Raw genomic sequence first — 19137 nt, forward strand, 5'->3', positions numbered from 1 at the left:
CTATGCGTATCGGAATCGTCGGTGGCGGCCAACTGGGGCGCATGCTTGCCCAGGCGGGCGCGCCGCTGGATCTGCGTTTCACCTTTCTCGATCCCGGCGCCGAGCCGTGTGCTGCTGCGCATGGAGAGCACCTGCAGGCCGACTGGCAGGATGCCCAGGCGCTGAGCACGCTGACCGCGACCTGCGACGCGATCACTTTCGAATTCGAGAACGTGCCGGCCGAAACCGTCGAGCGCCTGGCCGAGCAACGCCCGGCCTATCCGCCCGCCTCGGCGCTGGCGACGGCGCGGGACCGCTGGCTCGAGAAGTCGCTGTTCCGCTCGCTGGATATCGACGTGCCGCCGATCGCCCGGATCGACAGCCAGGCCGACATCGACACCGCAGTGGACGAGATCGGGCTGCCGGTGGTGATCAAGACCCGCACCATGGGCTATGACGGCAAGGGCCAGAAGGTGCTGCGCGCGCCGGAAGACGTCGCCGGGACGTTCGACGAGCTGGGCGGCGTGCCGCTGATTCTCGAAGGCTTCATCGATTTCGATCACGAGATCTCGGTGATCGCCGTGCGCGGCCGCGACGGCGAGATCCGCCACTGGCCGGTGGTGCGCAACGAGCATCGCCAGGGCATCCTGCACTGCTCGGTGCCGCAGATTTCCCATCCGCTGCAGGCGCAGGCGGAAGACTACGCCAGCCGGGTGATGAACGAGCTCGACTATGTCGGCGTGATGGCGTTCGAGTTCTTCGTCACCGCGGCGGGGCTGCTCGCCAACGAGATCGCCCCGCGAGTGCATAACTCCGGCCACTGGAGCATCGAAGGCGCGGTGACCAGCCAGTTCGAGAACCACGTCCGCGCGATCGCCGGGCTGCCGCTGGGCGAGACCGCACGCCTGGCGCCGTGTGCGATGCTCAACGTGATCGGCGCCTTCCCGGATCGCGACGCCGTGCTCGCCCTGCCCGGCACCCGCTGGCACGATTACGGCAAGGCACCCCGCCCCGGCCGCAAGATCGGTCACATCACCGTGCTCGCCGAAGACGACGAGACGCTGAAGCAGCGCATCGAGGCCGTCGAAGCGCTGCTGGTCAACGACCTGGGCTGAGCCGGAAAAAGCCGGCGGTCCACAGCAAAAAAGCCCCGATGTCGGTGACATCGGGGCTTTTGCGTATGCGTAAAGTGCGTGCCTGATCAGGCGTCGCGCCTCACTCCTTGTCCGTCGTGAACATGTGCTTCTGCAGATAGTTCTGGATGCCGACCTTGTCGATCAGGCCCAGTTCCGCTTCGAGCTTGTCGATGTGCTCTTCTTCGTCGTCGAGGATCTTGATGAACAGATCGCGGCTGACGTAGTCGCGGACGGATTCGCAGTAGGGAATCGCTTCCTGCAGGTCGGCGCGAGCCTTGTGCTCGATCTTGAGATCGCTCTCGAGCATCTCCTGACAGTTCTCGCCGATGTTCAGCTTGCCCAGGTCCTGCAGGTTGGGAATGCCTTCCAGGAACAGGATGCGCTCGATCAGCCTGTCGGCGTGCTGCATCTCTTCGATGGACTCTTCGTACTCCCACTTGGCCAGCACGCTCAAGCCCCAGTCCTTGTACATCTTGCTGTGCAGAAAGTACTGGTTGATCGCGACCAGCTCGTTGCCGAGCACGGTGTTGAGATAGGAAATGACCTTGGCGTCGCCTTTCATTGTCGTATTCTCCTCATTGCCTCGAGCGATTCGCATCGAGTGATTGGTCTCTGGCGATGGGGAGGCACGTTCCGGCCACGCTCTCCCGTCTGGACCACGCTACCACAATCGGCAGCGTCGATCCGATAGAGGCAGTATCGCTCAGTGAGAGAATAAATGACAACTATTACAGTAGGTTACGACAAGATCTCATCTGCAAGCCGTTGGCAGATGGAAACGCGGCTGATAACGACTTGCGTCTGAAAGTTACGAGCTGCGAGCTGCGAGCTGCAAAGACGAATATCGACCAACGCTCGGCGTTCACGATTATTTAGCCCGAAGCCAGCATAATTAAGCACTCGTAATCCAGCTCATACCGCGTAGGCGAGATCGAGATCCATCGTCAGTTCCTGGCTGATGGCCTCGCGCATGACGCTCTTGCCCGTACAGGCGCACTTGCCACACTGGCCGGCACAGCCGGTCGCCTCGCGGACTTCGCGCCAGCTGCGGGCGCCGTCGGAAACGGCATTTTCGATATCGCGGTCGGTAACCCCTACACAGAGACAGACGTACATAAACACCTCGCTTGGCATCACGAAGTGAAATGTAAATTATTCTCATAATGAATCGCAAGACCGAACCGCGAAAAAACATGGTCGACTTCGTCATCGTTCAGGAGATCCGTGACGCATCCCCCGGCACCCGCACGGCAACTGGCACCAGCACGGCAACTGGCACCAGCACGGCAACTGGCACCAGCACGGCAACTGGCACCAGCACGGCAACTGGCACCAGCACACCGCAGATCATGGCAGCCATCATGATATAGCCAAAGGAATCTCAAAGCCCGGCGGGCCAGATCTCGCCAAGAGCGATCAATTCGTCAAGACGGTCGATAAAGCGCAGTCCGGCCGATACCCTCCCAGGTACCGTCAAGCATGGCATAGGCTAGCGCTGCGACCAGCGCTGCTGGTTCCTGCGCGCGCGCTGCACGTAGGGCGACAAGCGAATCAGATTGAAGACCAAGCGGTTGACCAGTGCGCCCGGGAAGCGCATAGGCCGCATGACATCCAGAAACAGCACCACCCTGACGCCGTCGGTGTCGTTCCACACCTCGTGCTCGTAGGTATCGTCGAACAGCAGACTGCCGCCTTCCCGCCAGTAGCCGGTGTCGTCGCCGACGCGGATGCGGCAACGCTCGCGCGGTTCCGGTACCCGCAGCCCCAGATGGTAACGCATCACGCCCTTGTAGGGGCCGCGATGCGGCGGGATGTGCTTGCCGGGTGCGAGGATCGAGAAGAACGCGGTCGTCATTCCCGGCACGCTTTCGATCAGGCGGGTCGTTTGGGGACAACGCGCGCAGTTGTCATCCATGCGATAACCGTAGCCGTAGAAGAAGAAGGTCTTCCAGCGATCATCCTGGCTGATGCGTGCCTGGTCCTGCGAAATGTCCTGGAAATTTGGCAGCGCATCACGCTCGCGCAGGATGTCATCGAGTTCCGTACGAATGGCCTGCCATTCGGCTTCCAGCGGACTGACCCAGGCAAACTCGGCAGGATCGAAGAAGGTGGGATCGCCTACCCGGGAATGACGGGCGATAAAGCGATCTACCGAGACCAGCAACCTGCGCCCGGTCTTGATGTACCAGGGCTTCCTGCGCTTGGCAGGAGGCCCTGCTTCAGTTGGAGGGGGTGAGGACTCTTTCATGATGCTCGTCTCCTCGTATATCAGCGCAGCACACGCTCGCGCAGCAACCGCCACAGTAGCGGCCAGCCGAACAGCAACGGATAGCGGCGCAAGCGGTCATTGACGGAAATTTGCCGGCCACTGTGGCGTTCCAGCTTCCAGGCTATGTAATCGACACCGTTTTCAAAGGTCAGAACCGCCTTCATCAGTCTGGCGATGTGCAGGATATGTCCCTGTCGGCGTCGCCAGCGCCAGACGCGTCGTCCCCGGCGGCGCTGTGCCGCTTCCAGTACATTGCGATAGTGGTCGTTGCCGGTCGCCGACAGCCCGGGCAGCGCCTCGGCTGCCGCTGCCAGCCGCCCGCGGTATTCCGCCTCCTGTCCAGCCAGCAGCGAGGCCGGGCGCGATGCGCCTTCGGGTCGCAGCTCGACACCGTAACTCAGCGCGAGGGCCTGCTGCCAGCCCTCGGCGGCCTCGAAGGTGTCCGGCAGACAGGGCAGCGCGGCACGCCACAACGCGAGCACCGCCCCGGCCAAGGCGTCGTTCACCCGCATCCGGGTGACTTCATCGCGGCAATAGGCCAGGCGACAGGGCTGGGCGAAGCGCCCCCACAGATAGCTTTCGAACCAGCGTGTCGCTCCCTGTGCGAAGTCATCGAGGGTGATGACCGCGCACTTGGCGCGCAGGCGCCGCCCCTGGGCATCCTGTGCCTCGAGATAGAACACGTTGGGTGGCAGCCAGGCGTTGACCAGCCGCAGCAGACGGCGATCGTAGACGGCGGCGTAGCGGTCGACCAGCGCATAGAGATCGACCACGCCATCACCCGGATCGTGGCTACGCAGGCAGGAGCCGTAGAAGAGCACCGCGCAGGTAGCCTGACCAAAACGCTCCTGCAAGCGGGCCACCAGCGGTGCCACCCCCTCAGGCTGCGGACGGGCGGCCTGTTCGGCCACCTGAGCGACCAGCGCCGCGGGCGGAGATAAATGGAGGGTTCGCATGGGGCCTCGGAGGATGGACGAGAAAATCATGGGAAGACGAGAAAATCGATCGCCAGCGTCGCCGATAGCTCGATGGCCTCGCCAGGTTCGGCGCGGAAGCGTTCACCGTCGAGGATGCCGCCTGCATCGAGCTCCAGACGCAGCGACGTCAGGTTGCGGCTGGCATAGCCTTCCCCGTCGCGTACGGCGCGGCCGCCACGCCCGCGCAGAATGGCCGGCAGGCGCCGCCACAGAGCGCGCGGTGGGTAGCGTACGGCGGTAAAATGCAGCGGCGCGGACTGTTCTCCCCAGAACGGTCGCGAGCCCAGCAGCAGCCGCTCGAGGGTCGATACCAGTACCAGCAGGTAACGGCCTTCCAGCACCTCGTCGCGATCCAGCACCAGCCGGCACGACGCAGCAGGCAGCAGCGGATGGGGCCGGCCACGCAGCATCGACACCATTACCCGCAGGAAGGCCAGGCGTGGCCCCCATGCGCCCGCTACCGGACCGCAACGTACCCGGCTGTTGAAGTAGTCGACGCCGGTCTGGATCGCGCCGCTACCGAAGAACAGGCCATACTGCACCGCCTCCGGGCGCCCCAGCGCCAGGCGCACGAGGGGGCGGGAACAGGAGTGCGGCTCCGGGCCCCTGCGTTCGAGCCAAGCCGCCAGCCTGGTCAGCGCGACAGGCGGCTGGCAGCGCGTGCCGAGATCGGCGGCGCTCATGTTGGTCGTGCCACCGCCAATTACCAGCAGCTTCGGCAAGGTCTCGGCCGGTAGTGCCAGGTCGCGCAGCAGGCCGGTCAGGGCCGCCTGCAGCGTGCCGTCACCCCCCACCACCGCTATCAGTTCGACACGTTCGGCATGAAACGCACGCAACGTCTCGACAATCGCCTCCGGCGTCGTGGCCTCGTGATAGACGAACAACGCCGCCTGCTGCTCGGCAATGCGGCGGATCGCCTCCAGATGGCGGCGGTTGCGCCCGCTGTGCGGATTGCACAATACGCCAACCCGGCGCGGGAGATCAGCGGGATGAAGCATCGGAGGTACCCTACCCGCCCGAGCGGATGGCGGGAAAGGTGAACCAGCGTACCATCAGCGGATGGCGTCCGGCGCGCGGGTCGTCGCTGTATAGCCAGGCCCGAGGCGGCTCGCCCTTGGCGCGGGCCAGCAGCCCTTGCGCGAGGCGCACCGCCAGGACCAGTGTCGAGAGCAGTGTCCAGAGCGTGACCAGGACCAGGCCGATATAGGGCAAGCCTGCCCACCAGGCCAGCGTCAACAGGATCAGATTGGGGTTGCGGCGCGCGGTGACCAGGCGGTTGACCGAGTCGAAGGGGCGCCAGGTGAACATCGAGAATGGCGCCGCGAACTTGAACCCTCCCTCGCACAAGCGTCCGCCGACATAGCCGATCACGGTCAGCCACAACAGCATCGTCACATCCGCGGTGCCGGCGGCCAGGCCAACGCCCCAGGCGATGTACCACAACGGCGGGTGGACCAGGTCCAAGGCGTGATCGAAAACGTTGCCGAAGCGGCTCGACGTCAACGTCACGCGGGCCAGCTTGCCGTCCACCGTATCGAGGAAGGTCATGATCCAGCCGGCGAGCAGGCCGGCGCCGAACTCGCCGTACCCGAACAGCACCCCGGCCAAGATCGCCAGCACGTAGCTCAGCGACGTCACGTGATTGGGCCGCAGCCCCCAGCGCACGCATAGCCGGGTGACGGCGCGTGCCGGCAGCGGCCAGGCCCATTTGGTGACGAGATCGGTCACGCCCTTGTAGGCGGCACTGAACAGGGCGTTTTCGAGACGTCGGCGTGCCGACGCCGACACCCGGGCCACCCAGGGCGTATCGAACTTGCGCAGTTTCGACTGCTCGCTGCTGGCCACGGCGGGAGGCGCCAAGCGTTTCAACGCCGACAATGGCCCATTGGCCAGGGAGGGGCGCGTATTCGGCGGCCACTGATCGGCGCATGCCCGTACGGCGACTACGCTGTCATCGCTGGGGTCAGTGAGCGCGAGTTGCCCGGTTTGGCTATCCAGCAGGCCATTCAGCACGCGTTGATCGTAAATGTAGTCGGCGCGCAGAACGAGGATATCGGTGCCGGGCTGATCGCTGCCGGACCCGGGGGACGTGGCGTCATCCGCGAGGATCACGTTGGACAGCGGTGCCAGCGATTTCACCAGCCGCTGACGAGGCGTCAGACCCCATAACTGGACAGGCGAATCCTCTTCGAAATATACGCGTATCGTCATCATGCCACCAATGATCCTTTTCCTTTCAAAATCCTGCGATTATATTATGCCGATGACGACGAAGGCACCCCCGATTTTCGCTGGGCAAGATATGTCGCTGTGCCTGGCGCATCTCTCCGACCCCCATCTGACCTCTTTCGACATGCCGCCATGGAAAGAGTTGTTCAACAAGCGTGCCTTAGGATACTGGGCTTGGCGACGCAAGCGCCGGCACGTGCATCGGGCGGAGGTGCTGGCGACGCTTGTCGACGACCTGCGCGGTGCGGCGCCCGACCACATTGCCGTGACCGGCGACCTGACGCATCTTGGCACGCCTGCCGAATGTCGTCAGGCGCTGACGTGGCTACAAGCGCTGGGCGCACCGCATGACGTCTCCGTCGTCCCCGGCAATCATGACGCCTATGCACCGGCGCCATGGGCCGGCACCGTCGGGCTGTGGCGTGACTACATGCATGATGAAATGCGTGAAACGATGGGCGACGCAACGGCACCGAGTGATGCACCGCTTGTGCCGCGCTTCCCCTTCGTTCGCTATCGTGGACCGGTCGCGTTGATCGGCGTCTCTACGGCGATACCCACGCACTGGCCTTTGGCTACCGGCGCGCTTGGTGATGCACAGCTCGTGCGCCTGGAGCGCTGTCTGCACCGGGCGGGGCGCGAGGGTCGCTTTCGTATCCTGTTGATCCATCATCCGTTACAGCGCAACGCCGTGAACTGGCGCAAACGCCTCACCGATGCGCCGGCGCTGCGTCGCGTACTGGCACGCGCGGGCGTCGAGCTAGTCCTGCACGGTCACGCCCATTGCCGCATGGACGCCTGCCTGCCCACGCCGCACGGGCAGGCAGCGGTGTTCGGCGCGCCCTCGGCCTCGCTGCTGCCGAACGACGACGTGACGAAGGCGGCCGGGTACACGCTGTTCCGCATCGCGCGCCAGGTGGATCGCTGGACCCTGACGGCCACGCACCGCTCCCTGAGTGAAGCCGGGCGCTTGCACGTCTGTTCGAGCGCGACTTGGCACTGGGCTTCAGTCCCGTAATGCGCCAAGAATTCGGATAGCGGCAGGCCGGGTTGAAACGGGATTCGACTCAATAACCGCGTTGCATTCAGAAACTGCATCCACCGGGTAAGCCTTTGTTCAGGTCAAGATGATACATTCAAAAGTGAATGAGCAGGGTAAAATTGCTAAAGTCGAGTGCCGTAACGAAAGGCAGGTAATGCTCGGCTCTCAGACACTCGGCTCTCAGTACCATGGAGCCTGCGCCCGCCTCCCTGGTCTTCATGTACACCATCACATCATGCACACCACCATACAGACGAGACATCGACCCACCATGCAGCAATCGAATCCTTCGCGGCCACGCCAAGCCATCCTTCTCAGCGCCGGCCAGGGCAAGCGTCTATTGCCTTATACCGAACATCAACCCAAGTGTCTCATTCGCCTCGGCGACAAGACCGTCATCGAGCATCAGATCGATCATCTGCTCGCCGCCGGTTTCGAGCGGATCACCGTCGTACTCGGCTATGGCATCGAACAAGTGACGCAATGCCTGCATGATCGCTATGCAGATGATCTGGTCGATATCGTCTTCAACCCCTTCTATGAGGTCGCCGATAACTTGGCCAGCTGCTGGATGGCGCGCGAGGCGATGCGGGAAGACTTCCTGCTGCTCAATGGCGATACCCTGTTCGACCAGCCGGTGGTGGAACGCTTGCTGGAGGCGCCGCAGCATCCGGTCACCCTGGCCATCGACCGCAAGGCGCGCTATGACGCCGACGACATGAAGGTCAGCCTGCACGGCGATCGCCTGGTGCGGGTCGGCAAGACGCTCGATCTGGATACGGTAAACGGCGAGTCGATCGGCATGATGACCTTCCGCGGCGCAGGCGCGGCGCTGTTCCGCGACACGCTGGAACGTATCATGCACGACCCTGAGGCGCTCAAGCGCTGGTATCTGAGCGTGATCGATGAACTCGCGGCAAGCGGCAACATTTTCGTCCAGTCCATCGAGGGGTTGCGCTGGGCGGAACTCGACTTTCCCAAGGATCTCGAGCAGGCGCGCGCTCTGGTGACTCGCTGGCAGACCCGCGACGCGACGGTGGAGGCCGCGCGCGGCTGAACGTCTTCTCTCCTTCTCGGACCCGTCGGCTTTTGCGAGCGCTGCCAGGCTCCTAGCCGGTCAGCGTTCGCCGGCGAGAATCGCTTCGACCAGTTGCCGGTCGGCAGGCGTGTCCACGTCGACGGCCGCCTCGGCGTGATCCAGCACTACGGCCCGGATGCGTATGCCGAGCCGGCGGGATAGCCTGTCCAGGGCCTGCTCGAGCGTCAGACGTCCGAGCAGGTAACGCAGCACCGCCCCCCAGCCCAGCGCTCCGCCGATGACCCGCCAGGGCCGCTTGCGTTGCTGCTCGACCTGGCGCCAGAAGTCGGCGAGCGCGCGGCCTTGCGGCGTGGTGAAGACAAACAGGTTGCAGCCGCAGTAGGGACCGTCGGACAGGCGTATCGCCGTGCGTCGCGTACCGGGAAAGCGCCTCGTTACAGTCTCCAGGCGTGCCACGCCCACCACGAAATCGCCGTCGCTGGCCAAGGCGCGATCGACAAACGCGGTGACAAGGGTCGGCGTCAACAGGGCATGATCGGCGGTGGTCACCATGACCGGCATATCATCGGGCAGCGACCGCAGGGCGGCGCCGACGCTGGCGCTGGGCGTCGCGGCATTCTCCACCCAGTTCACATCGTCGCGGTCAAGCAGCTCGCCAAGCACCGGGGCGTGTTCGATGATCGCCGCCGACGGTCCGGCTAGGCAGATACGCGCGATACGTGTACTGCCGTCGAGTGCGCCGAATACGCGGCGTAGCATCGGTACGCCGGCGACCGGGGTCAACGCCTTGCAAGCGACGCCGGCCTCCCGCGCAACCGGATCGTCGGCGCCGCGATCCGCCGCCAGCACCACGGCGCCAATCTGCCCTTCAGAGATGCTTTTCATAGAGACGGTAACGTTTGTAGAGGTCGGTTCCGATATGCTCGAGGATATTTCGCATGCCGGCGTTGTCCTCGAGTATCCAGGACATTTCCACGGCTTCGATGCCATGGCGGATGAGCGACGCCTGGATCGACTCGATCAGCACCAGGGCAAGCGTCGGCCCGAGGCGACTGAACTGGTATTCACCGCGCACCCCCATCAGCGGCACGCGCCCGGTCTTTGGCCTGCGCACCTTGAGTCGCCATAGCAGACGCAGCCAACCCATCGGCCACAAGCGTCCGTGCAGTGGTGCGATCGCCTCGTTGAGGTTGGGCAAGCCGACAATGAAGGCGACAGGCTTGGCGTCGATTTCGGCGATCTGAATCAACTCCGGCGGCACCAGCATCTTCAGGCTAGTGCCCAACTCGTGGAATTCGGCGTCGGTGAAGGGCACGAATCCCCAGTTCTTAGCCCAGGCGTCGTTGAAAATGTCGCGTAGAATGTCGAGTTCTTCGTCGAAGCGGTCGCGACGCAGGGGGCGTAAGTGAATTCGGTCGCGCCAGCGATCGACCATGCGCCGCATCGCTGGCGTAAAATTCACCCCATGCGTCGACATCCAGTAGGCGAGCAGATCCTTGGCGGGCGTATAGCCCTGCGCCTCGACGTGGGAGGCATAGTAGCGCCCGGCATGCCCCATCATCATCGAAGGCGGCCACTCGAAACCGTCAACCAGCAATCCGCACTCCTCGTTGATGGTCAAGTTGTAGGGGCCGGTTATGTGCCGTGCGCCACGCTCGTGCAGCCAGGCCTCCGCAGCGGTGAATAGCGCCGCGAACACATTGGGGTCGTCAATGGCGTCGAGCATGCCGAAATGGCCGCTATCAGCGCCGTGATACTGGCGGTGGAGGCTGTCAGTCTGGGCACTGATCCGCCCTACCGGTCTATCGCCAGACCAGGCGATGAATCCCTGCCAGGTGACATGGTCGAAGGCCGGGTTCTTGGTCAGATGCAGGCGTCGCTCCAGGTGCAGCGGTTCAACCCATTGCGGATCATCCCGCAGCAGGTCGCCCGGCAAACGCACGAAGGTAGCCAGATCCCGGCGCCCTTTGACCGGCCTGACGTCGATCTCGGCAGGCGAGTGACGGGGGGCGGCGTGATGATGAGTGTCGGAAGAGACACGCACTTCGGAAGGAGCGTTACTATTCACGTGAAGCCTTAAGCATGCCATCGCCTCACACCGAGCAGCATGATGCAGCGCGACAACGGAATTCGGCGGGATGGGAGGCGATCGAAAGCCGTAGCCAGACAAGCGGATCGCTTCAGGAATTTTGCATCGGATGCCGCATCATAGGTATCTTCACGCATCACTGCAACGCGAAGGCGTCTGCGGTTACCATGAAAGGCGTCTGCGGTTACCATGAAAGGCGTCTGCGACTACCATGAAAAAGGAAGAAAGGTTGCCTGGTGATTCTCGATAGATGGCTAGATATATTAAGCCGTCATTAAGGTTTTATTCGTTATACTCGGTATACGGCAAGCAAAGGTGAGACAAGGATCGTGCATACGCAACCACAAGCCGAGCTGAACTCGACGATGGTGAAGTTCGGCGCTCCCGACAATATTCTGCGTGACTATCGCCACTGGAGCGTGCTGTTTCGCGATGCCCAAGTGACCTTGGGTGCGCTGGTGCTGATCGCCAGAGGGCCGGAAACCGCCTTTCCCGACCTGCCCCGCGAGGCATTTACCGAGTTGGCCGAGGTGACCGCCGACCTCGAAGCCGCTCTGGGCCAGGCTTTTGCCTACGACAAGATCAATTACCTGATGCTGATGATGGTTGATCCTCACGTCCATTTTCATGTCGTCCCGCGCTACGCGACGCCGCGAACGCTCGATGGTCATGAGTTCGCCGATGCCGGCTGGCCCGGCCCCCCCAGACTGGATGCCGTCAATGCCAGCGATGCTGCGCTCAATACGCGGATATGCTCAGCAATCATGCAGTATTGGGTATGACCATCGCATGACACGCCGCTACTTTCAGTGTCGACGCCGTCAGATGGCATGTCGGTGCGACACCACGCGCAGGGATAAAGATATATCGAGCCGGTCAGAGCCATCCGGGACGCTGCCATTGATTACGGCGCTTCAAACTGGCACGCATTGTCTTTATAACAACCCCCTCTGCTTCGATGATCGAGACTCTCCTCAATAATGACCGAACTCTATATCACCAAAACGTCAACACGGAACCCGCTTCCCCAGCGGCTGGCCGATTTCACCACTCTGGCCGAAGCGCTCGACTATGCCGCGCAGGGTGTGACGGGCTACAACTTCCACGATGGCCGCGGACGCCTCACCGCTCCCTTGCGCTACGCCGAGCTGCGTCAGCGCGCCCTGGCGGCGGCTTACCGTCTATGTCGCCTGGGGTTGAAACGGGGCGACAAGGTGGCCATTATCGCCGACACCAGCCCACTGTTCATGGAGATCTTCTACGGTTGCCAGTATGCGGGCTTCGTTCCCGTACCGCTGCCGATCAACATGAGCCTTGGCAACCATGCCAGTTATGTCGAACGCCTCGCGCGCCTGCTGCGCAGCTGCGAGGCTCGCGTTGCGGTTGCGCCCGCCGAGATGCAGTCTTTCCTGGCGGAGGCCGGCAGCGAACTCGATCTGCTGTTCAGCGGGGGCGACGAGGCATTTCTTAGGCTCGATGCCAATGTGCACGCTCTAGAGCCTTCGCGTCCGGATGAGCTGGCCTATTTGCAGTACACCTCGGGCAGTACCGGCTTTCCGCGCGGCGTGATGATCGACCAGGCCACCGTAATGGCCAACCTGCGCGGGATCGTCACCCACGGCCTGGGGGTGCGCCCGGGCGATCGTTGCGTCTCGTGGTTGCCGTTCTACCATGACATGGGGCTGGTCGGTTTCGTTCTCGGACCGATGGCATCACAGCTGTCGGTGGATTACCTCGGTGCCCGTGAATTCGCCATGCGACCGATGCAGTGGCTGACCCTGCTCAGCCGCAATCGCGGCACTATCGCCTTTGCGCCGCCTTTTGGTTACGACATCTGCGCTCGCCGCCTGCGCAGCGGCGATCTCGAACGCCTCGATCTGTCGAGCTGGCGTGTCGCCGGCATCGGCGCAGAGCCGGTACGTACCGATGTTCTAGAACGTTTCGCCGAATGCTTTGCGCCTGCCGGCTTCGATTCGCGGGCCTTTCTGCCCTGCTACGGTCTGGCGGAATGTTCCTTGGCAGTCAGCTTCGCGCCGCTCAGGCAGGGCATCGCCATCGAGCGCATCGACCGTGCCCATCTCGAGCATCATGCTCACGCCCGCCTGGCATCGGCATGTGGGGATCTCGCCGTCACCAGCTTCGTCAACTGCGGTCACGCGCTGCCTGGCCATGAAATCGTGATTCGTGATCAGCAAGGCAACCCCCTGCCCGAGCGTGCGGTGGGTCGCGTCACCGTGCGCGGCCCTAGCGTCATGTCGGGGTATTTCCAGAATCCCGAAAAGACTCACCGGGTGCTCCGTAACGGCTGGCTCGATACCGGCGATCTGGGCTACCTGACCCCGGATGGGCTGTTCATCACCGGGCGTCATCGCGACCTGATCTTCGTCAACGGCCGCAACATCTGGCCCGAGGATCTTGAGCATCTCGCCGGGCATTACCATGGCGTCCGGCACGGCGATGTCGTCGCATTCACGGCGGCAGCGGACGACGAGGAGGCGGTTGTGATGTTGGTCCAGTGCCGTCTCAGCGACGCGCAACGCCGACACGAACTGATCAATGAGCTGACCAGCCGGATACGCAGCGATTTTGGTGTCGCCTGCCGGGTCGTCCTGCTGCCCCCCCGCTCGCTGCCGCGCACGTCTTCCGGCAAGCTTTCGCGCAGCGAAGCGTCCAAACGTTACCTGCAGGGGGGCCGCGAGTCGCTGGGCCTGGCATCGCCAGCCGAGTCGCCGGTCGGGACCGGTGCTGCATCCTGATCCTATGGCCATGAGTGTCGCGCTTACCGGAGCCACCGGCTTCATCGGCCGCCGGCTGCTCGCCCGGTTGGTCAAGAATGGCGTGCAAGTGCGTGCCTTGACGCGGCGCATGCCAGCCGAACCGGAAGGTCCGCATATCCGCTGGATCAGTGGGTCGCTCGATGACACGGCGGCACTCGAGCGGTTGGTCGAGGGGACGGACACGGTCATCCATTGCGCCGGCGCGGTGCGCGGTGCCAATCACGCCACGTTCCATCGCATCAATGTCGAGGGCAGCGGTCGGCTATTCGAGGTGGCGCAGCGTCAGCAATGCGCCCGCCTGCTATTGATGTCGTCGCTGGCCGCGCGCCATCCCGAACTCTCCTGGTATGCCGCCTCCAAACGCCAGGCCGAGCAACGAGTCGCGTCGTCAGCGCGGCCGGCAGTGACGGTATTTCGTCCGACGGCGGTCTATGGACCGGGGGATCGCGAGTTACACCCCCTGTTCGAGATGCTGATGCGCGGCTGGCTGCCGACGGCCGGCCCGCAAGAGGCGCGTCTGTCGTTTCTGCATGTCGACGACCTGGTAGCCGCAGTGATGGCCTGGCTGTGTCACACTCCGGCCGGCGCCCTCGTCGACGGCGGGCCCTTCGAGCTTCACGATGGCTACCCGGGCGGCTACACTTGGCCGCGCATCGCGGCGATCGGCGCTGCCGTGCGCGGTGGGCCGGTACGTCGCCTGCCAATTCCCGCCGGCGTATTGCACGGCATGGCGCTGGTCAACCTGATGCTGGCGCGCGGATTGCATCGTTCGCCGATGCTCACACCCGGAAAGTTCCGCGAGCTGAGACATCACGACTGGACATGCCATAATGGCCCGCTCACCCGCGCGACCGGATGGGTACCGCAGATTACGCTGGAGCAGGCACTTGGCGATCGCCGGCAGTGGGCGGCGGACTGACTTACTGCCTGCGGACATACTCTTTCATCACAATGATCTGGCGCACGTCGCCAGCAACGGGCATAGCACGCATGACCCAACACAAACAGATTCTCGAGCGGTTGATGGTACATCTCGAACGCCTGGCGCCGCCGGACAGCAATCTTCGTCCCGACATCGACCTGGTTAGCGAGTTGGGGCTCGACTCGGTCAAGGTAATGGACCTCATGCTGGATGCCGAAGACGAATTCAATATCTCCGTTCCCCTGAACGTCCTCGCCGATATCCGCACGCCCGACCAGTTGGCCCAGGCGATCAACAAACTGCTCGAGAGCCGATGATGTCTCTGTTCGATAAATTCCAGTCCCTCAGCGATGCGCGCCACGCCTTGATCCAGACGGAACCCAGCCCGATTGGCACACGCATCGACGAAATCCTGTCGTCCACCGAAGGGCGCGTAGATGGCAGGTCGGTAATCCTCGCCGGCACCAATAACTATCTGGGGCTGACTTTCGATCGTGACTGCATCGCGGCGGCACACGACGCTCTCGATCGCGAAGGCACCGGCACCACCGGGTCGCGCATGGCCAACGGTAGCTACGCCAGCCATACCCGCCTCGAGGAAGAACTGGCACATTTCTTCGCGCGCCCTTCCGCAGTCGTGTTCTCCACGGGTTACGTGGCCAATCTCGGCCTGATCGGCACCCTGGCCGGTACCGACGACGTCATCGTGCTCGATGCCGATTGTCACGCCAGCATCTACGATGCCTGTCGCCTCACCGGCGCCGACATCATTCGCTTTCGTCACAACGACGCCAGTGATCTCGAGAAACGCTTGCGCCGTCTAGGCGAGCGCACCACCAATGCCCTAATTGTGGTGGAAGGCATCTACAGCATGCTGGGGGACCGGGCGCCGCTGCGCGAGATCGTCGCCGTCAAGCGTCGGCATGGGGGTTATCTGCTGGTCGACGAAGCCCATTCGCTGGGGGTGCTTGGTGCCCACGGCCGCGGCCTGGCCGAAGCCGAGGGCGTCGAGGCCGATGTCGACTTCGTGGTCGGCACTTTCAGCAAGAGTTTGGGCGCCATTGGTGGTTTCGCCACCAGTCATCACCCGCAGCTCGACATGATCCGCTACGCCAGCCGTCCCTATATCTTCACCGCCTCATCCTCCCCGGCGACGATCGCATCGGTACGCACCGCCCTGCAGATCGTCGATTCGCGAGGCGAACTCCGCCAGCGTCTGTGGGCCAATGCCGAGCGTCTGTATCATGGACTGTCACGGCTCGGTTTCGAGCTCGGGCCAGAGCCCGGGCCGGTCGTCGCCACCCTGCTGGGGTCGCCTCAGCAGGGTGTCGCCTTCTGGCACGGGCTGCTCGATCATGGCGTCTATGTCAATCTGGTCTTACCACCCGCCACGCCGGGCGGCCGGGCGCTGCTGCGCATCAGCGTCAGCGCAGCCCATGACACGACCCAGATCGATCAAATCATCGCCGCCTTCGCCGCCTTGAAACCCATGCTCGACCATCACGAGCAAGAGTGAGCACCGGCGGTCGTCGAGACCGCCCACGGATCGCACATGCGTCTGCTTTTTGCCTTCTTCCGTCTCTATCCCCAACGCACGATCATGATGTTGATCTGCCTGCTGTTTGCAGGCATTGCCGAGGGAATCGGCTTGACCACGGTGTTACCGCTGCTATCGGTGGCGCTGGGTCAGGACGAGCACCCTAACGCCTTCTCGCAGAAGGTGCTTGCCATCATGGACGCGATCGGGTTACCAACCACTGTCGGCGTAATCCTGTCGATCATCGTCATCGGCATGACGGTCAAGAGCGCCCTGGTCCTGCTCGCCAACCGCCAGGTCGGCTATACCGTCGCTCGGGTCGCCACCGATCTGCGCCTGGAACTGATCCACTCGCTGCTGGCCAGCCGCTGGGAGCATTACCTGCGCCAGCCCGCCGGCGGCATGGCCAACTCGGTGGCCACCGAGGCCACCCGCGCCGCCACCGGCTACGAACACTGCGCCAACGTCATTTCACTGTTCATCCAGGTAGTCGTTTATGCCATCGTCGCACTGATGATCGGCTGGCAGGCAACGATGGTTTCGCTCGGACTTGGCGTACTGATGTCTGTCATGCTGTATCGGCTGGTCCGCGCCTCCAAGCGCGCTGGCAAGAAACAGACCCGGCTGATGCGCGAACTGCTTTCGCGCCTCACCGATACGCTGGGCTCGGTCAAGCCGCTCAAGGCGATGGCACGCTACGATGTCGCCGACGCCCTGCTCAAACGCCAGACCCACAAGCTCAACCGCGCGATGGAGCGTCAGGTACTGGCTCGCGAGGGGATGAAGGCCATTCAAGAGCCGATCCTGACGCTGTTCATCGCAGTGGGTCTCTATCTGGCTCTCGTCGTGTGGGGACTTTCGCTGCCGTCGGTAATGGTGATGGTATTTCTGCTGGCGCGCGTGGTCATGCAGCTCAACCAACTGCAGCGGCGCTATCAGCAGATGCAGACTCAGGAGAGCGCCTACTGGGCGTTGAAGGACGCGGTCCAGGCAGCACGCGACAATGCCGAGCCGGTCAGCGGTGATCTGCGCCCGACCCTCGAGCGTGAGATTACCTTCGAGAAGGTCCGTTTCCACTACGGCGACCAGGCAATCCTGAACGTGACCGACCTGACCCTCCCGGCGCGCTCGTTCACTACCCTGATCGGCCCCTCCGGCGCTGGCAAGACCACCCTGCTCGATATCCTGTGCATGCTGCTCGAGCCCAGCGCCGGCCAGGTGCGGATCGACGGTGTACCGATCGACCGGCTCGACCGGCTCGCCTGGCGCCGCCTGATCGGCTATGTGCCGCAGGAGACGCTGCTGCTGCACGACAGCGTGCTCGCCAACGTGACGCTCGGCGATCCCACGCTGACCGAGGCGGACGCCGAACGCGCCCTGCGCCAGGCCGACGCCTGGGCATTCGTCAGCCAGATGCCCGAGGGGATTCATGCTTCGGTGGGCGAGCGCGGTTCACGACTGTCGGGCGGTCAGCGTCAGCGCATCGTCATTGCCCGCGCCCTGGCCCACCGTCCCAAACTGCTGATTCTCGATGAAGCGACCAGCGCGCTCGACATGGAAGCGGAGGCAGCGATCAGCAAGACCCTGCAAGGCCTGAAGAGCGAACTGACCATCGTCGCCGTGTCCCACCAGCCGGCGCTGATGCGCGCCGCCGACCGGGTCTATCGGCTCGAACGGGGGCAATTGGTGGCGGTCGAGATCGGCGACAACAATCTTGCATATCAACCCGCCTGAACCGATTCGACGACGGCGTAGGCATGGATAGGATGCCTTGCGCCGTCGTTTCGCTGCTGGCCGTCACATTGAACTCGCCTTTCCGTCAGGGTTCAGTTTCTCTGTCCGGGCAAACTCGGTCGGCAACAGCAGTTGCAGATAGCGCTTGGCGCTGCGTTCCAGGCTGAACTCGCCACCGCGCCGGCGCAGCGTCTCCGCCGGCAGCGGCGCATCGAGCGTGCGCGTCATGGCCGCGGTCAGCGCCTCAATGTCATCTACCGGCACCAGTTCGCCAAAGCGCCCGCCTTGCAAGATTTCCGTCGGACCGCTGGGGCAGTCCGTGCTCACCACAGGGCAGCCGCAGGCCAGCGCCTGGATAAGCACTCCGGGCAATCCTTCATAATCCGACGAGAGCACGAACAGCGCCGCCCGGGAAAAGGCCGCATAGGGGTTATCCACGAAACCGGGCAGTGCCACGTCGCCGTCTACTCCCAGCGTATGGGTCAGTACTTCAAGCCGGGGCCGCTCGGGCCCCTCGCCCAGGATTATCAACCGCACCGCACGCTGTTCACGCAGCCGGGCGAAGGCGTTCAGCAGCAACGTAAAGTTCTTCTGTGACACCAGTCGCCCCGCCGCAACAATGACCGGTGATCCACCATCCTCCAGCCACGGATGCGGTGCCGGCGCGGCGGCACGGACCGCCAACCCCGGCGTGACCACTGGATTGTAGACGGTATCAATGGTGCCGCGCGGCAGCCCCGCGGTAATCGCCAGATCATCGGCGACCCCATCGGAAACCGCAGTTATCGCATCGGCCCATGGGTAGGTGCGTGCGATCAGCGGCGCAATATGACGCCAGCGCCACTTGCGGCTGAGCGTGATGGACCGAGAAAGCTGAGTACGCTCGCTGATGACGACACGAGTGGGCGCGCCGCTCAAGCGCCGAGCCCACAGCGCCAGCAGGTTGGTGGGCGTCTTGGCAGCGAGCAGCGCCGCCGGACGCACGCCGGCCAGATAACGAGCCAGATCGGCCAGATAGGGCTGAACAGGCGCCGGACGCCGCGTCAGCAGCACCGGGCGCGCCAATGCAGTGAGGCCGGCGGGGTCCATGCGAACGAGCTCCAGCCGTGTGACTAGACCGCTCCGTGGCTGTAGCGTCACGATGTTGACGCCTGCCGGTATCGCCGATAGATAAGGGCCTTCGGCACGACACAGCACCAGATCCACCGGATGGCCGGCAGCGCAAAACGCTTCAGCCAGATGAAGTATCGAACGGCCTACGCCACCGGCAGCAAGCGAAGGCAATAGCAGGGCAATCCTGGGGAGTTGTTGTGTCACGCAAAAACCGGGCTCATGGTCGAATCGGCGCCAACGCTGCTTTTTGATTTATCGTAGTGTAGCATGCCAACAAACCGCTTTAGGCGCGCT

At 63.5% G+C, this 19137-nt stretch carries 18 protein-coding genes; 9 read left to right on the forward strand and 9 right to left on the reverse strand.

The annotated features are described in order from the left end of the window. Positions 1-2 precede the first annotated feature (2 nt). On the forward strand, positions 3-1094 hold the full coding sequence (locus ACWHY3_RS13600) for a 5-(carboxyamino)imidazole ribonucleotide synthase (protein ID WP_448126752.1): 1092 nt from the start codon (positions 3-5) through the stop codon (positions 1092-1094). Between the two features lie 100 nt (positions 1095-1194). Here ACWHY3_RS13600 and bfr read toward each other — a convergent pair whose 3' ends face one another. The 6 genes from bfr to ACWHY3_RS13630 form a co-directional block, all read right to left on the reverse strand. Continuing rightward, complete coding sequence (bfr, locus tag ACWHY3_RS13605; RefSeq protein ID WP_071229957.1) at positions 1195-1677, reverse strand: bacterioferritin; 483 nt, start codon at positions 1675-1677, stop codon at positions 1195-1197. A 350-nt stretch (positions 1678-2027) separates the two neighbouring features. Beyond that, the gene (locus ACWHY3_RS13610; RefSeq protein ID WP_110630545.1) at positions 2028-2231 is read right to left on the reverse strand and encodes a (2Fe-2S)-binding protein; all 204 of its coding nucleotides are present in this window, start codon (positions 2229-2231) and stop codon (positions 2028-2030) included. Between the two features lie 373 nt (positions 2232-2604). Further along, positions 2605-3363, reverse strand: a complete 759-nt coding sequence (locus tag ACWHY3_RS13615; RefSeq protein WP_083387136.1) for an aspartyl/asparaginyl beta-hydroxylase domain-containing protein — start codon at positions 3361-3363, stop codon at positions 2605-2607. Positions 3364-3383: 20 nt separating this feature from the next. After that, positions 3384-4340 (reverse strand): hypothetical protein, encoded by a 957-nt coding sequence (locus tag ACWHY3_RS13620; RefSeq protein WP_448126753.1) that lies wholly within the window; start codon positions 4338-4340, stop codon positions 3384-3386. 26 nt (positions 4341-4366) lie between these two features. Further along, positions 4367-5359 (reverse strand): diacylglycerol/lipid kinase family protein, encoded by a 993-nt coding sequence (locus ACWHY3_RS13625; RefSeq protein ID WP_448126754.1) that lies wholly within the window; start codon positions 5357-5359, stop codon positions 4367-4369. 10 nt (positions 5360-5369) lie between these two features. Next, complete coding sequence (locus ACWHY3_RS13630; protein WP_071230013.1) at positions 5370-6572, reverse strand: CDP-alcohol phosphatidyltransferase family protein; 1203 nt, start codon at positions 6570-6572, stop codon at positions 5370-5372. A 46-nt stretch (positions 6573-6618) separates the two neighbouring features. On the opposite strand from ACWHY3_RS13630, the gene ACWHY3_RS13635 reads away from it, so the two are divergent. Together ACWHY3_RS13635 and ACWHY3_RS13640 are read left to right on the forward strand one after the other, a co-directional pair. Then, positions 6619-7608, forward strand: coding sequence for a metallophosphoesterase family protein (locus tag ACWHY3_RS13635; protein ID WP_448126755.1), 990 nt, complete (start codon positions 6619-6621; stop codon positions 7606-7608). Positions 7609-7903: 295 nt separating this feature from the next. Further along, positions 7904-8689, forward strand: coding sequence for a phosphocholine cytidylyltransferase family protein (locus tag ACWHY3_RS13640; protein ID WP_448126756.1), 786 nt, complete (start codon positions 7904-7906; stop codon positions 8687-8689). A gap of 60 nt (positions 8690-8749) precedes the next feature. Here ACWHY3_RS13640 and ACWHY3_RS13645 read toward each other — a convergent pair whose 3' ends face one another. Then, on the reverse strand, positions 8750-9556 hold the full coding sequence (locus ACWHY3_RS13645) for a nucleotidyltransferase family protein (RefSeq protein WP_087718491.1): 807 nt from the start codon (positions 9554-9556) through the stop codon (positions 8750-8752). Then, positions 9540-10739, reverse strand: a complete 1200-nt coding sequence (locus ACWHY3_RS13650; protein WP_448126757.1) for a hypothetical protein — start codon at positions 10737-10739, stop codon at positions 9540-9542. The genes ACWHY3_RS13645 and ACWHY3_RS13650 overlap by 17 nt, the downstream gene beginning before the upstream one ends. 350 nt (positions 10740-11089) lie before the next feature. Between ACWHY3_RS13650 and ACWHY3_RS13655 the strand changes: the two genes are divergently transcribed. The 6 genes from ACWHY3_RS13655 (at position 11090) to ACWHY3_RS13680 (ending at position 17730) form a co-directional block, all read left to right on the forward strand. Beyond that, positions 11090-11542, forward strand: coding sequence for an HIT family protein (locus ACWHY3_RS13655; RefSeq protein ID WP_448126758.1), 453 nt, complete (start codon positions 11090-11092; stop codon positions 11540-11542). A gap of 198 nt (positions 11543-11740) precedes the next feature. Further along, entirely contained in the window at positions 11741-13516 is a 1776-nt protein-coding gene (locus ACWHY3_RS13660; protein WP_303853625.1) for a fatty acyl-AMP ligase, read from the forward strand. A 10-nt stretch (positions 13517-13526) separates the two neighbouring features. Beyond that, entirely contained in the window at positions 13527-14456 is a 930-nt protein-coding gene (locus tag ACWHY3_RS13665) for an NAD-dependent epimerase/dehydratase family protein (protein ID WP_448126759.1), read from the forward strand. 71 nt (positions 14457-14527) lie between these two features. After that, positions 14528-14776: an acyl carrier protein gene (locus ACWHY3_RS13670; protein WP_448126760.1), complete on the forward strand. Its 249-nt coding sequence runs from the start codon at positions 14528-14530 to the stop codon at positions 14774-14776. Further along, positions 14776-15975 carry a serine palmitoyltransferase gene (gene spt / locus ACWHY3_RS13675; protein WP_448126761.1) on the forward strand — a complete coding sequence of 400 codons (1200 nt, stop codon included), beginning with the start codon at positions 14776-14778 and terminating at the stop codon, positions 15973-15975. Before ACWHY3_RS13670 ends, spt begins: the two co-directional genes overlap by 1 nt. A 36-nt stretch (positions 15976-16011) precedes the next feature. Beyond that, entirely contained in the window at positions 16012-17730 is a 1719-nt protein-coding gene (locus tag ACWHY3_RS13680) for an ABC transporter ATP-binding protein (protein ID WP_448126762.1), read from the forward strand. Between the two features lie 63 nt (positions 17731-17793). On the opposite strand, the gene ACWHY3_RS13685 is transcribed toward ACWHY3_RS13680, so the two are convergent. Continuing rightward, positions 17794-19047 carry a glycosyltransferase gene (locus ACWHY3_RS13685; protein WP_303853617.1) on the reverse strand — a complete coding sequence of 418 codons (1254 nt, stop codon included), beginning with the start codon at positions 19045-19047 and terminating at the stop codon, positions 17794-17796. Positions 19048-19137 lie beyond the last annotated feature (90 nt).

The organism is Salinicola sp. NYA28a, from assembly GCF_976982775.1.